The 14215-nt window shown below is 54.6% G+C and carries 13 protein-coding genes; 10 read left to right on the forward strand and 3 right to left on the reverse strand.

What is annotated here, in order from left to right:
* Positions 1-18: 18 nt before the first annotated feature.
* On the reverse strand, positions 19-348 hold the full coding sequence (gene clpS / locus EYC82_RS03925; protein WP_279250648.1) for an ATP-dependent Clp protease adapter ClpS: 330 nt from the start codon (positions 346-348) through the stop codon (positions 19-21).
* Between the two features lie 228 nt (positions 349-576).
* The gene (gene icd, locus EYC82_RS03930) at positions 577-1830 is read right to left on the reverse strand and encodes an NADP-dependent isocitrate dehydrogenase (RefSeq protein ID WP_279248243.1); all 1254 of its coding nucleotides are present in this window, start codon (positions 1828-1830) and stop codon (positions 577-579) included.
* Between the two features lie 147 nt (positions 1831-1977).
* Here icd and EYC82_RS03935 point away from each other — a divergent pair, with 147 nt between their 5' ends.
* From EYC82_RS03935 to EYC82_RS03965, 7 genes are all read left to right on the forward strand, one after another.
* Complete coding sequence (locus tag EYC82_RS03935; protein WP_279248244.1) at positions 1978-2550, forward strand: pseudouridine synthase; 573 nt, start codon at positions 1978-1980, stop codon at positions 2548-2550.
* On the forward strand, positions 2551-3003 hold the full coding sequence (locus tag EYC82_RS03940) for an NUDIX hydrolase (protein ID WP_279248245.1): 453 nt from the start codon (positions 2551-2553) through the stop codon (positions 3001-3003).
* Positions 3000-4097, forward strand: a complete 1098-nt coding sequence (gene mnmA, locus EYC82_RS03945) for a tRNA 2-thiouridine(34) synthase MnmA (protein WP_279248246.1) — start codon at positions 3000-3002, stop codon at positions 4095-4097. The genes EYC82_RS03940 and mnmA overlap by 4 nt, the downstream gene beginning before the upstream one ends.
* Before the next feature lie 177 nt (positions 4098-4274).
* Complete coding sequence (gene hflD / locus EYC82_RS03950) at positions 4275-4919, forward strand: high frequency lysogenization protein HflD (protein WP_279248247.1); 645 nt, start codon at positions 4275-4277, stop codon at positions 4917-4919.
* 28 nt (positions 4920-4947) lie between these two features.
* A complete protein-coding gene (gene purB / locus EYC82_RS03955) occupies positions 4948-6321 on the forward strand; it encodes an adenylosuccinate lyase (RefSeq protein ID WP_279248248.1) in 1374 nt (457 codons plus the stop codon).
* Positions 6322-6325: 4 nt separating this feature from the next.
* Entirely contained in the window at positions 6326-7453 is a 1128-nt protein-coding gene (locus tag EYC82_RS03960; RefSeq protein ID WP_279248249.1) for a cupin domain-containing protein, read from the forward strand.
* On the forward strand, positions 7443-7931 hold the full coding sequence (locus tag EYC82_RS03965) for a DUF7931 domain-containing protein (RefSeq protein WP_279248250.1): 489 nt from the start codon (positions 7443-7445) through the stop codon (positions 7929-7931). The genes EYC82_RS03960 and EYC82_RS03965 overlap by 11 nt, the downstream gene beginning before the upstream one ends.
* 319 nt (positions 7932-8250) lie before the next feature.
* On the opposite strand, the gene EYC82_RS03970 is transcribed toward EYC82_RS03965, so the two are convergent.
* The gene (locus EYC82_RS03970; protein WP_279248251.1) at positions 8251-9123 is read right to left on the reverse strand and encodes an HpcH/HpaI aldolase/citrate lyase family protein; all 873 of its coding nucleotides are present in this window, start codon (positions 9121-9123) and stop codon (positions 8251-8253) included.
* A 212-nt stretch (positions 9124-9335) separates the two neighbouring features.
* Between EYC82_RS03970 and EYC82_RS03975 the strand changes: the two genes are divergently transcribed.
* Genes EYC82_RS03975 through EYC82_RS03985 form a run of 3 tightly spaced genes read left to right on the forward strand, consistent with a single transcriptional unit; the run spans position 9336 to position 14213 of the window.
* Positions 9336-11018, forward strand: a complete 1683-nt coding sequence (locus tag EYC82_RS03975; RefSeq protein ID WP_279248252.1) for an acyl-CoA dehydrogenase family protein — start codon at positions 9336-9338, stop codon at positions 11016-11018.
* Positions 11019-11028: 10 nt separating this feature from the next.
* Positions 11029-12201, forward strand: coding sequence for a MaoC family dehydratase (locus tag EYC82_RS03980; protein WP_279248253.1), 1173 nt, complete (start codon positions 11029-11031; stop codon positions 12199-12201).
* Positions 12202-12212: 11 nt separating this feature from the next.
* Positions 12213-14213: a methylmalonyl-CoA mutase family protein gene (locus EYC82_RS03985; protein ID WP_279248254.1), complete on the forward strand. Its 2001-nt coding sequence runs from the start codon at positions 12213-12215 to the stop codon at positions 14211-14213.
* Positions 14214-14215 lie beyond the last annotated feature (2 nt).

Raw genomic sequence — 14215 nt, forward strand, 5'->3', positions numbered from 1 at the left:
AAGATTGCTCCGGGGATTTTACCCCTCCATAGCCTCTATTTCGCACAATAGCGGATGTTCTTGCTCACGAGCATATTGATTTACCTGAGCAGCCTTTGTCTCAGCAATGTCCCGGGTAAAGATACCGCAGACGCCCTTACCCTGCGTGTGGACAGTCAACATAACGTGCGTTGCCTGTTCCCGATTCATTCGGAAAAAAACTTCAAGCACCTCGACCACAAATTCCATGGGTGTGTAATCATCATTCAATAGCACGACCTTAAACAAAGGCGGCTTTTTTAATTCCGGTTTTGACTCTTCAAGCGCAAGACCACCGGCAGAATCACTCTCCTGCCCTTCACTACTCATACGCCACTGTGTGTTTTGCTGGATCAGTTGCACAACGTTTTTACCAATCAGGTGTCAGTGTTAACTCTGGGGTCATTATACGAGTTTTCAAGAGGGGGAACAGTTGACAGGCCGCCACACGTATACTGATCGTACAGATAGTGATCAAACCCTGACTTTCGTAGGGTTTTTTAATTAAAAAAAAGGGCCCGTGTCGACACGGGCCCTTCCCGAAAGCAAACGACACGTCTACATGGATTTGATGATCGCTTTGCCGAACTCCGAGCAACTCAATAACGTCGCATCGTCCATAAGGCGCTCGAAATCATAGGTTACTGTTCCTTGCTGAATAGCGCCGTTGACCCCGTCGATGATCAGGTCAGCCGCTTCGCCCCATCCAAGGTGCCGCAGCATCATCTCTGCAGACAGAATGAGGGAACCGGGGTTTACCTTATCCTGCCCGGCGTACTTCGGTGCTGTGCCATGTGTCGCCTCAAACAGCGCGATGGTATCGGACAGATTCGCTCCCGGTGCAATGCCGATACCGCCGACCTGGGCTGCCAGCGCATCAGACAAATAATCACCGTTGAGGTTGAGCGTAGCGACCACGCTGTATTCGCGCGGGCGAGTGAGGATCTGCTGCAACATCGCATCGGCGATGACATCCTTAATCACTATTTCGTTGCCGGAGTGGGGGTTTTTAACTGATACCCAGGGTCCGCCATCAAGCAATTCACCACCGAATTCCTGCTGGGCAAGTTCGTAACCCCAATCGCGAAAGGCGCCTTCGGTAAACTTCATGATATTGCCTTTGTGCACCAGCGTTACTGACGGCAAGTCCTGATCAATAGCGTATTGGATAGCCTTGCGTACGAGGCGCTTGGTGCCCTCCTCCGATACGGGCTTGACCCCTATGCCCACTTCCTGCGGGAAGCGAATCTTGGTCGCACCCATTTCATTGATAAGAAAATCGACTACCTTTTTAGCTTCGGGCGTGCCCGCCTGGTACTCGATACCAGCATAGATGTCTTCTGAGTTCTCACGGAAAATGACCATATTGCAGTCACCCGGATTCTTTACAGGCGAGGGGACACCCTCGAACCAGCGCACAGGCCGTAGGCAGGTATACAGATCCAGCTCCTGGCGCAGGGCCACGTTCAATGAGCGAAATCCTCCGCCAACCGGAGTGGTAAGCGGCCCCTTTATTGCAACCAGATACTCTTTAATCGCATCAAGGGTCTCCTCGGGGAACCAGTCGCCATCGTACATTTCAGCGGCCTTCTCACCGGTATAAATTTCCATCCAGGAGATTTTCTTTTCCCCGCCGTAGGCCCTCTCGATTGCTGCATCGACAACGTCTATCATAACGGGGGATATGTCTACACCAATGCCGTCGCCCTCAATATAGGGAATGATGGGGTTGTCCGGGACGTTCAGGCTGTTATCTTCATTGACGGTGATTTTGTCACCTTGTGAAGGAACCTGAATATGTTTGTAACCCATAATGAACTCCGTAACGTGGAATGTTTTTGAAAGTCAGACAAATGCTGTGTCGCACAGGCCTGGCGAAGCGGCGCGAATTATACCACGGTTGGAGCCCCAGGCTCCTCTGTGTGCTCGTGTTTTTTTATACTAGCGGACGCTTTTAAAATGTCAGCTATCTTGTTGTTCAACAAGCCTTTTCAGGTGCTCAGTCAGTTCACGGATGACGCTGGCAGAAAGACCCTTTCGGACTACCTGAAAGCGCCCGGTTTCAGGCCAGCAGGTCGCCTCGATTACGATTCAGAAGGACTGCTGTTACTCACCGCCGACGGGATCTTACAGCAGCAGATCACCAGCCCGGAGCATACATTGTGGAAGACCTATTATGTACAGGTGGAGGGCGAGCCCGATCAGCGTGCGCTGGAACAGCTGACACGGGGAGTGACGCTCAAGGACGGACTGACGCGCCCCGCGCGGGTGTCACGGATAGCGACCCCTGACCTGTGGTTGCGCGACCCGCCGATAAGAGTGCGCAAGACCGTGCCTGACAGTTGGCTGCAGATATCTATTCACGAAGGGCGCAATCGACAGGTCCGCCGCATGACTGCCGCAGTTGGCCATCCCACGCTGCGATTGGTGCGCGTAAGCATCGGCCAGTGGACAGTTGACGGCCTGCCACCCGGCCATTTCAGCGAACTGGAGGCGCGCTTGCCAGTCAAAAACAGACGCGGGAGACGTTAAGTGGAGAACTGGGCTGTACATGCCACGGTGGCGTGCGTCGTAGAGCGAGATGGCTGTTACCTGATGGTCGAGGAGCGCGACAAAGCCACCGGGGAGATGGTATTCAACCAGCCTGCGGGACATCTCGAGGATGGCGAATCCCTTATCGAGGCGGTCCACCGCGAGACGCTGGAGGAAACCGGTTGGCGAATACAACTGCGGGGGGTTATCGGCCTGAGCCTCTATCGCGTGCCAACACGGGGCAATACGTATTTTCGCACGACCTTTCTCGCCGATGCACTCGATCGGGTCACGGGAGCAACGATAGATCCAGACATCCACGCGGTGCACTGGCTTTCCTATGAGGAAATTCGCAACTACTCTGATAAACTGCGTAGCCCAGTCGTACTTGAGGTCATTGAGCGCCACCGCGGCGGTCTCTGCTACCCCCTGGACCTGATACAAAATCGATGAGCCTGAATAGCGCGAGTAAAGTCATAGTTGGTATGTCCGGTGGCGTTGATTCCTCCGTTACTGCGCTTTTGTTGAAAGAGCAAGGCTATACGGTGGAGGGCCTCTTCATGAAAAATTGGGAAGAGGATGATGGGACTGAATACTGCAGCGCCAAGGAGGATTTTGCTGATGCGCGCGCAGTCGCTGACGCACTGGATATTCCCTTGCACGGTGCGAACTTCGCCGCTGAGTATTGGGATGACGTGTTCGCGCACTTCCTGGCGGAGTATGAGGCCGGTCGGACGCCCAATCCGGATATACTGTGTAACCGTGAAATCAAGTTCCGCGCGTTTTTGGAGTACGCCTTGCACCTGGGAGCTGATCACATAGCCACAGGACACTATGTGCGACGCGGAGAATCCGGGCAACGCACCACTCTGCTCAAAGGTTTGGATCGGAATAAAGATCAAAGTTATTTTTTGCATGCAGTCGGCTGTCGTGAGCTGGGCATGACGCTATTTCCTTTGGGCGAAACAGACAAGTCGGACGTGCGTGCTCTCGCTGAAAAAAACGCGTTAACGACAGCGAAGAAAAAAGATTCCACCGGCATATGCTTTATTGGCGAGCGCCGCTTTAGCGACTTTTTAAAGCAGTATTTACCCGCACGGCCCGGTCAGATTCACAGCCTCAACGGTGAGCGCCTGGGCACCCACCAGGGGCTTATGTACCACACCATAGGCCAGCGTCAGGGCCTGCGCATCGGCGGGCGAAGCAACCATGCCGAGGCCCCTTGGTACGTGGTGGAAAAAAATCTGGAAGACAATGTGTTGCGTGTGGCTCAGGGCAATGACCATCCCGCCCTGTTTAAATCAGGGCTCCGAGTAAGCGAGATATTCTGGGTAGCCGGTGAACCACCGGCCCTGCCAATGAAGTGCGCTGCGAAGGTACGCTACCGACAGCCCGATCAGGACTGCTTGCTGCAGGCACTCAAGCACGGCGGGTACCGCGTGACATTTAGCGCACCGCAGAGGGCTATTACGCCCGGCCAGTCCGTGGTCTTCTACCAGGGTGACCTGTGTCTCGGCGGAGGGGTCATAGAACACACCGAAACCTAGGCCATTTTGCCGGACAAGTGCTCTTGCGCTGCAGTGATAGCCACACCCACCGATCGACCATTGAGCGTTATTGGTGCATGCTACCGTTGGCGCGATACACCGCAGCGGCACTATCACTCACCATAGCCGCAGCCCCGTGGGCAGCTCTCGACAAACGTGTAAAGAGATCACAACTGAATGGATAAAAACGTTCTCTCACAACTGCAACAGCAGGCCGTCGCACTTGCCGGTGTGGCACAGGCAGCGCGACTGGTAGACCAGATATCCAAAACGGGAAGTTACCCCCCCGATTTTGTAGAGGCCTCGGTGCACAGCCTGTTTGTATTTGAACCCGACAGCGCAGAGGATTTGTACAACGGCATAAGCGGTGTCAAGCTAGGACTGCATAATCTATGCTCCTTGCTCGCCGACAAGCACGCCACAGAAAACCAAAATCTAACGCGCTATGTGTTCAGTCTGCTATACCTCGAACGTAAATTTTCCGCGAATCAGGAAATGATGTCAGTCGTAAGAGCTCGGCTGGAGCACACCAGCTTCCGGGCTGAACATTTCTCCAGTCATGTAAATGAACTCTGCCAAAGCGTTTCAGGCATTTATCAGGATACTCTAAGCAAGCAACGCTTTCGCATAAAGGTGACCGGAAGTCCGCAACACCTTCAGGACGACCGTAACGCGGATATCATTCGCGCCCTGCTGCTATCGGGCATAAGAGCTGCTTTCCTCTGGCGCCAGCTGGGCGGGCGCCGCTGGTCATTACTGCTGCGACGCAGGAAGCTTCTGCAAGCGTCCCAAAGCCTGTCACGCGGACTGGGCGTGGTGTAAACTGCGTGCTTTAAGCAAGGAGTCAATCATGGATCTCTCGACACTGACAGCGGTCTCCCCTGTCGATGGCCGCTATGGGGGTAAAACCGCTGAACTAAGGGAATTCTTCAGTGAGTTCGGCCTGATCAAGCGGCGCGTGCTGGTCGAAGTGCGCTGGCTGCGACACCTGGCCGCGCTACCTGACATCACTGAAGTACCGCCTTTTTCTGATGCCGCAGAGCAACAACTCGAGAGCATGGCCCTGTCATTCAGTCTCGATGATGCGCTTCGCATCAAGGAAATCGAGCAAACTACCAATCATGATGTGAAGGCTGTCGAATACTTTATCAAGGAACGGTTCGGTGGTAATGAAGAGTTACAGGCCATTGGCGAATTTGTGCATTTTGCCTGCACCTCGGAAGATATCAACAACCTGTCCCATGCGCTGATGCTGCAGGACGGTGTTACTCAAGTGATTTTGCCCGCTATGCAGGGCTTGTGTAACGATTTGCGAGCCCTCGCGATCAGCACGGCTGAGTCGCCCATGGTATCGCGCACCCACGGGCAAACGGCAAGCCCCACCACCATGGGCAAAGAAATAGCGAACGTCGTAGCACGTCTGGAGCGTCAGCTTAACCACCTGACGACTGTCGAATACCTGGGCAAGATCAACGGCGCCGTGGGAAACTACAATGCTCATATGAGCGCCTACCCCGAGGTGGACTGGCAGGCCGGAGCGCAGCAATTTGTGGAGGGGCTGGGCCTCACTTTTAATCCCTATACCACTCAGATTGAACCCCACGACTACATTGCCGAGTTGTTTGATGCCATTGCTCGCTTCAACACGATTATTATCGATTTTAATCGTGACATCTGGGCTTATATTTCCCTCGGTTATTTTCGCCAGCAAACTGTCGAAGGCGAGATCGGCTCCTCCACCATGCCGCACAAGGTTAATCCTATCGACTTCGAGAACTCGGAGGGCAACCTGGGACTGGCTAACGCGATCCTCGTTCACCTCGGTGCCAAACTACCCGTAAGCCGCTGGCAGCGGGATCTCACCGACAGCACAGTCCTGCGCAATATGGGTGTCGGTCTGGGCTACAGCTTGATCGCCTATCAGTCCACTGCCAAGGGAATTGCTAAATTGCGGCTGGATGAAGACTGCCTATCGCAAGACCTCGAAAACAGCTGGGAAGTATTGGCCGAGCCAATCCAAACCGTCATGCGTCGCTACGGCATTGAAAAGCCTTACGAAAAGCTCAAGGAACTCACTCGAGGGCAAGACATGAGCAAGCAAACGATCCAGCAATTTGTTCACGCACTGGATCTGCCCGAAGCCGCAAAAGACGAGTTACTCGCCCTGACACCCCACAATTATATTGGCAACGCAATCGCCCAAGCCAAAGCCATCGATTTATAAAACAATGAGTCCCCGTTGGCAGCTCAATCTCGACCGGGCGTCTTTTCTTGAGCAGTACTGGCAGCGCAGGCCTCTGCTGGTCAGGGGGGCTATTGAGGGGTTTGTGCCGCCCATTGATGCCAATGAACTCGCCGGCCTTGCTATGGAAGAGGAGGTGGAGGCGCGGATTATCGAACAACACAACGGGCGCTGGCAGCTGGAGCACGGCCCGTTTGCCGATAACGCCTACCAGCGGTCTGCTCCATGGACACTGCTGGTGCAATCCGTCGACCATTATATTCCCGACGTCGAGGGTCTGCGGAGGATGGTTGATTTCATCCCTCAATGGCGTGCAGACGACGTGATGGTGAGTTACGCAGCAGACGGGGGCAGCGTCGGACCTCACTATGACAATTATGATGTGTTTTTGCTGCAGGGCGAAGGCGAGCGCCTGTGGCAGCTGGGCCAAAACTGTGATGAGTCCAGCCGTCTGCTGCCCCATGATGAGCTGCGTATTCTGGAGAAATTTACAGTTAAGCAAGAATTTCTTTTGCAGTGCGGCGATATGCTCTACGTACCCCCAGGTCTCGCTCATTGGGGCGTAGCTCGGGGAGAATGCACGACTTTTTCACTGGGTTTCCGTGCTCCACGAATCCTAGATATGGTGTCACGATGGGCTGACCAGCTGGTCGAATCTATTGAGGGCGCCGAGTTTTATCAAGACCCGGAACGAGATACCTCAATCCGTCCTGGGGAGATTTCTGCCAAGGACGTGCACCAGGTTCGGGAAACCATGCGCAAAGCTTTGGAATCGGTGAAAGATGAGCATTGGTTTGGCGAGCTGGTTACTGAGCCCCGCAGCGAACCCCCTCCGCTGGATGGCGACGCGAGAGCGTATTGGGCCAGCGGTTTTTCTCAGGTCGAGTTGTTGGGCGCCGCACGTCTGGCTTGGCAACATCAGCCGAACAATGCTGTACAGGTCTATGCCAATGGTGTTAGCCGAACGTTCGCAGCCTCAGTTATTCCCATTCTTGAACAACTATGCGGTAACGGCTCGTTCCGGATCGAACAATCAAAGAACAATAAAGCACCAAATGATAGATCGGCGCTGTTTGAATTTCTGCTAGAAACCGGTGTGATCCATGTCCAATGAGGAATACGCATCCGGAGTCGAATATCCAAAACCCTTCGATGCGCTCGCGGTGTCGCTTTGCCGCAGCGCGACTCGGTGTATACGTATACTCAGTCCCAACCTCGATCCGGCTGTATTTAATACCGATGACCTGACTAATGCTGTCAGCGCCCTGGCCCGGGATACTCGTCAAACTGAGGTTCGCATTCTGGTAAGCGACACTCGTATGGCGTTCAGGAGCGGTCACAGGCTACTTGCGTTAGCGAGACGACTGCCCAGCTCTGTTCCATTACGCTCGCTGCAAGAGCATCCAGACTGGAACGGCGAAACTGTGGTAATCCGGGATCATGACGGGCTCCTTTACAGACACGGCAAAGATCATTCAGGTGGTTTCTACGAACCCGATTCCCGCGTGGCAACGCAGCGCCACCTCGAGTTTTTCGATGTCCTATGGCGCTTGAGTGCAGAAGATCCCGAGCTCCGATCCATGCGCCTCTGAACAATAGTACCCAAGCGTGAAAAATTCATGCTTTGAAGCAGTCGATGCTTATAACCGCCCACTGAGCGCGGCACCGATGATACCTGAATCCACGTCCCCACTAGAAACGCCAATCTGCGAAGCAGAAAAAATAACCACTGTAAAAACAAAAACGTTTAGACCATAGCCACCGAACCCAAACCCGATCAAACGCAAAAAAAGCAGCACGACCTGCGACTCATGCAGGCCTGGATAAACCGACTGCAGACCGAAAACTCAGCCGTCGATAACAAGCACGTTTTGACACCGCGTTAGAAAATGGTTTGAGTGCTAAACGCACTCAGGTCATTTGTTCGATTGCTTCCGCCAACGCAAGTTGCCGCCGAGCTTCTTCTACATGCAGATTTTCAACAAGCCGACCCTTGACCACAACGACGGCCTTACCCTGCGCTTGCGCTTCTTCAAAGCCAGCGATTACATCACGCGCTGCAGTGATCTCCGCCGCGTCGGGTGCGAAGGTGCCGTTGGTGACAGCGATTTGTTTGGGGTGTATCAAACTTTTGCCGTCGAAGCCAAGATCCCGCCCTTGCTCGCAGGAGTAGCGGAGCATTTCCTCGTCTTCGAGATCCAGTTGTACGCCATCGATTATGGTCAACTCGTGAGCCCGCGCGGCATACACGCAGAGGTTTAACGCACCGATAAAGCCGAGGCGATCGCGGGTATGGCGAACCCGCGTATCTTTCGACAGATCCGATGTGCCCATTACCATGCCGACGACGCGAGGATGCGCTGCGGCGATTTCACCGATATTCAGCATGCAATGGGGTGTTTCCGCCATCAGCCAGATGCCAATGTTCTTTGAGCAACCAGCTCCATCAATGGCCGCGATAGCGTCGGTAACATCGCTTGCAAAATTGATTTTGGGAACCAGCAAACCATCGGGGGCCGTAGCGAAGCCACTGACCGCGGCGATATCGTCATGCCCCCATTCGGTATCGAGTCCATTAATCCTTACGATAAGCTCGCGATGGCCATAGCCTCCTTCCGCCAACGCCGTACCGATCTGCTCTCGCGCCAGTTCCTTGGCATCGGGCGCCACGGCGTCCTCAAGATCGAGGATCAAGCCGTCTGCAGGTAACGACCGGGCCTTATCCAGAGCCCGGGCATTGGACCCCGGCATATATAACAGCGAGCGGCGAGGCCTGATCTTCATGGTCTGATTCCTTGGGTTAACCGTGGTTGTTTCGAGTAGTGGGACACACAGCATACAAAAGTGAGCGAACAGCGGGCAAGATAATCCAGTCATTTACTCGTGCCTTCTAGTTGTTTAATCGACACTGAGCCACTAAAATCGCGGTTTGATTCATTGAACCACTATCGCCATGTCGCGTCAGCCTCACCGGCGTCTTATCAGGCAGGATTTCTATGTCACTTCAATTCCCGGAACCAGACCATGCGCTGGGCCAGGCACAAGCCGCTATCGCAGCACTTTCCACTCTGATTGATCAGGCCCTTACCGGTCTGAAGCCGACCGTTAGCGAAAACGGTAAACTTTCACCGTCAAAGTTGGACCGTCATCAACTGGCCTGCTACGACATTGCCCTCTGCTGGTCCGAATGCACGGCAGCGACGTTCATGCTTTCCCACGCTGCACGGGTCAAGGCCGAGGGTCAATGTGATTTGTCCCTGCGGCTAACGGCGCTGTTTTGTGCTGAAACCCTGTCCTCTGCCCTTGGGCGTCTACGTCTCCGCCCGGCGGATTACGGACTCGAAATGGACGTTATTCTGGAGATAGAGACCAACGCAGCGCTCTGCGACTTCATTGCGACTCAGATGGCGTCGGCTAATATCGCCGAAATTGGCCGCCAACTGCAGGAAAATCAGGGCGACCTGGGCCCGGACTTACTGGGCGAACACCACACCATGATGCGCGATACCTTTCAACGCTTTACCGATGATGTGGTAATGCCGCTGGCGGAAAAAATTCATCGAGAAGACCTGATTATCCCCGAAACCATCCTCGACCCCTTGCGAGAGATGGGCATGTTCGGCCTGTCTATCCCCGAGAGCTACGGCGGCCTGCAGGAAAACGATGAGGAAGACACACTAGGAATGATCGTGGTGACCGAGGAGCTCTCAAGGGGATCACTGGGCGGTGCCGGCAGCCTGATCACGCGCCCGGAGATTTTGTCCAGAGCGCTTCTCAAAGGGGGCACTGAAGCTCAGAAACAGCATTGGCTGCCTCGCCTCGCTGTGGGCGACCCGCTGTGCGCAGTTGCCGTCACAGAACCCAACTACGGCTCGGATGTAGCGGCAGTAAAACTCAAGGCGGAAGCGACCGAGGGTGGATGGACACTGAACGGCGCCAAAACGTGGTGTACTTTCGGTGGAAAAGCAGGTGTTCTTCTGGTCCTCGCCAGAACTGACCCCGACGCCTCGCTCGGGCATAAGGGTCTATCAATGTTTCTCGTTGAAAAACCGTCCAGCGATGGCCATGAATTCGAAGTGATGCAAAATAGCGGCGGTAAGCTAACAGGACGGGCTATCGCGACCCTGGGCTACCGCGGCATGCATTCGTTTGAGCTATTTTTCGATGATTTTTTTGTGCCGGCAGACAATATGTTGGGAGGCGCGGCAGGTGAAGGCAAGGGGTTTTACTACGCCATGGCCGGCTTCGCGGGCGGGCGTATTCAAACAGCAGCCCGTGCGGTCGGTCTGATGAGAGCAGCGTTTGACAAGTCGCTCTCCTACGCCGGTGAGCGGGTAGTATTCGGTGAACCGATTGGTAACTACCAGCTAACCCAGGTCAAACTGGCCTACATGGGCGCCCGACTGCTAGCCTGCCGACAAATTACCTATGATGTGGCGAAGCTAATGGACTCCGGTGAGGGCGATATGGAGGCCAGCGCGGCGAAAATCTTCGCAAGCAAGACTTCAGAATGGCTAACCAGGGAAGCGCTGCAAATTCATGGCGGCATGGGTTACGCTGAAGAAACGCCGGTAAGCCGGTACTTTGCTGATGCTCGCGTGCTATCCATTTTTGAGGGCGCGGAGGAAACGTTGGCGCTGAAGGTAATCGCCAGAGCTCTTCTGGAAAAGACGGCATAAGGGGCTACCCGTGAGCATTACTGTCAATTTGCCGTCGCAGCAGGAACTATCTCCGACTGTCGACGTGGATTTAGAGCGAGTGCGCAGGCCGCAGTATGGTCGTTATCTGGATGAACTTGAACCCGGACAAACGTTTGAGCACCCGCGCGGCTTTACCTTCACACGCGGCAACATACTCCTATTCTCGCGCACCTTTATGCAGGCCAACCCACTCTACTTGAATGCCCAGTATGCCACTGAGCTCGGTTTTTCCGATCTGCCAGCCAGCCCGCAAATGGTTTTCAATGTTGTCCTCTCACTCGGCGTGCAAAACGATTCCGAGAAAGCCATTGCGAACCTCGGCTACTATGACGTGCAGTTTCTGCGCCCCGTGTATCCCGGCGATACACTGCGAGCCTTTACTCGGGTACTGGAGCGTAAGGACCGTGGACCGGACAAGCCCGGTATTGCGCGTATTCGCACAGTGGGTGTCAACCAGACCAATAATGTCGTGCTGCAATACGAACGCAAGGTCATGGTGGCCTGGCGCGGCGACCGATTGCCCACAACTCCGGCAGCCACACCCTCGATGCCATTCCCTGACGAGCCTTTGTCGCAGGTTGACCTTCCACTCTCGGGGGCTGCAGTAACCGGAGTTCTCAGCGGGCCGAACACCGCTGTCGAAGACTTCTCTTGCGGCGATATAATTGTACACGCCAACGGCCGCTCCATTACCGAAGAGCACATGGCCCTTACTTATCTTGTAGGCAACAGCCACCCATTGCACTTTGATGGAGAATACTCACGGTCGCTGAGTGGCAAAATGAGCGGCAACCCTATTGTATACGGGGGACTCGTATTTGCATGGCTGGAGGGACTGGCAAGCAGGGATATCAGCGAACGTTCGGTCTGGGAGCTGGGCTTCACAGAGGGCTACCACACCCAACCGGTCTTCGCAGGAGATACCCTGGGCGCGCTGAGTCGCGTCCTCGCGGTAGAAGAAGCTGCAGGTCTGCATGGCTATGGTATCGTGACAACTCAATTGATAGGGGTGAAAAATTTGACGGCCGCCGCTGCGCTCGATAAATACGCAGAGGATTTATTTATAAAAGAAGATAGCAAGCGCGCCCTCGGCAAAGAAAAAATCAGTGATAAGATATTTGAAATCGAAAGGCGCCTGTTGCTGACGCGCCGTTCTCAGTGAGGAATGAACCGGTGATCAAGGAAACGATTCAGCGTGACCGCCCATGGCTGATGCGTACTTACTCCGGCCACTCTTCGGCCCGGGCCTCTAACGAGCTTTACCGCACCAATTTAAGTAGAGGCCAGACAGGCCTTTCAGTCGCCTTTGATCTGCCAACACAAACCGGATATGACTCCGATCATCCCCTTGCCAGAGGTGAGGTCGGAAAAGTTGGTGTGCCCATCGATCATATCGGCGATATGGAAGCGCTGTTTGACGAGATCCCCCTGGGCCAAATGAATACTTCGATGACAATCAATGCCACGGCACCTTGGTTGCTGGCCCTTTACATCGCGGTCGCCGAGCGTCAGGGTGTTGATCCTGCGAGCCTGCAAGGCACCACACAAAACGACGTACTTAAGGAATACCTTTCGCGGGGGACTTATATTTTTCCGCCCAGCCCCTCGGTGCGCCTCACGACTGATCTTATTGTGTATACGGTCGAACATATACCGAAATGGAACCCGACCAATATTTGCAGCTATCATCTGCAAGAAGCAGGTGCCACGCCGACGCAGGAACTTGCCTATGCCCTGTCCAGCGCGATTGCCATTCTCGATGCAGTGCGCGATTCCGGTCAGGTCAGCGCAGATCGCTTCCACAACGTCGTGGGCAGGATTTCTTTTTTCGTCAATGCAGGCATCAGGTTTGTCGAAGAAACATGCAAAATGCGCGCATTTGTGCAGCTGTGGGATGACCTGGCGAGCGAGCGCTACGGGGTGGAAGACCCCAAAAAACGTCGCTTTCGCTATGGCGTACAGGTTAATTCGCTCGGCTTAACTGAATCACAACCAGAAAACAACGTGCAGCGCATTGTGCTTGAGATGTTGGCCGTCACACTGTCAAAAAATGCCCGGGCCCGAGCAATTCAGTTGCCCGCCTGGAACGAGGCACTTGGATTACCTCGCCCCTGGGATCAGCAATGGGCGCTACGTATGCAACAGGTTCTCGCGCTGGAAACGGATTTACTGGAGTACGGCGACCTGCTGGACGGTTCGCCGGTCATCGAGACAAAAGTGTCAGAGATGATAGCCAGTGCGCAACAAGAAATGAGCGAGATTGATTCACGCGGCGGTATGGTGGCCTGCATTGAGAGCGGCTACGTCAAGCGAGAACTGGTGGAAAGCCACACCCGTCGTATGCTTGGTATAGAGAGTGGCGAGCTGCCAATCGTCGGCGTGAACTGCTTCAAAGAAAGCGCACAATCACCACTTACGGCGGGAGATGAATCAGGCATCCTGCATGTGGATAGTGCGGTGGAGCAAGAACAAATCGCCTCGCTGAAAGCTTTTCGGGCAAATCGTTCCGAGATCGACGTAGCCGCCGCACTTGAGGCGTTGCGCGCGGCCGCCAAGAGTGGCGAAAATATTATGCCCGCCTCAATCACCTGCGCAAAAGCCGGCGTCACTACCGGCGAATGGAGCGAGGAACTGCGCCAGATTTTTGGTGAATACCGCGCTCCTACTGGCGTAGACATCAACCGCGCTCAGCAAGGCTCGAGTGAAGCACTCGACCTCACCAGAGTTCGCGTGCAGCGCACAGGTGAGGAACTGGGTCGTCCACTGCGCTTGCTGATTGGCAAGCCCGGCCTCGATGGGCACAGTAACGGCGCGGAGCAGATCGCCGTCAAAGGGCGTGATGCCGGATTCGAAATCGTCTACGAAGGCATTCGCCTGACGCCGGCCCAAATAGCGCGAGCTGCGCAGGAGGAAGGCGTACATCTTATCGGGCTGTCTGTTCTCTCCGGCAGTCACCTTGAACTCGTTGAGGCGATTCATTTGGAGCTCACTGCCATTGGCGCGAGCGATATACCGATAGTTCTTGGTGGAATTATCCCCGAGGACGATGCACAGCTCCTCATAAAAAAGGGCCTAAAAGCTGTATTCACGCCCAAGGACGTGGATATGAATGAGATCATGGATCGCATGGTGGATATTATTCGCGAAACAAACGGGCTGGAGCCCGACGTCTGATC

This window comes from Candidatus Marimicrobium litorale (assembly GCF_026262645.1).
Classification (GTDB): domain Bacteria; phylum Pseudomonadota; class Gammaproteobacteria; order Pseudomonadales; family Halieaceae; genus Marimicrobium; species Marimicrobium litorale.